Below are 440 nucleotides of genomic sequence, written 5' to 3'. Positions count from 1 at the left end.
CGAGAGAGCGCGACCCGGAGGTGTTGAACTAGCTTCGCCGCGTATTTACAAATTGCGTTATATGTCTAGACATAAGACGCAAACTGCTCTATTGTCAAATCCCAACGTGGTGTGGCTCATGAGGAGGTTTGGCATATGACCACGCAAATCGGCTCTGGTGGACCCGAAGCCCCCCGGCCGCCCGAAGTCGAGGAGTGGCGGGACAAGAAGGGTTACCTGTGGCTTATGGGCCTCATCGCCCCGACGGCCTTGGTGGTGATGCTGCCGCTGATCTGGGGGATGAACCAGCTCGGCTGGCACGCCGCCGCGCAGGTGCCGCTGTGGATCGGACCGATCCTGCTCTACGTCTTGTTGCCGCTTCTTGACCTACGCTTCGGGCCCGACGGGCAGAACCCGCCCGACGAGGTGACCGACCGGCTGGAGAATGACAAGTACTACCG

The 440-nt window shown here is 60.5% G+C and carries 1 protein-coding gene; it reads left to right on the top strand.

Annotated elements, in window-relative coordinates; genetic code table 11:
* Window positions 1-135: 135 nt before the first annotated feature.
* A partial coding sequence (locus D7X96_RS39235) for a hypothetical protein (protein ID WP_208647457.1) occupies window positions 136-440 on the top strand: 305 nt, incomplete at its 3' end.

Origin of the sequence: Corallococcus interemptor (genome assembly GCF_003668875.1) — a bacterium.
GTDB lineage: Bacteria > Myxococcota > Myxococcia > Myxococcales > Myxococcaceae > Corallococcus > Corallococcus interemptor.
The sequence above is the reverse complement of the archived record's forward strand: the minus strand, read 5'-3'. Positions and strand labels throughout refer to the sequence as shown.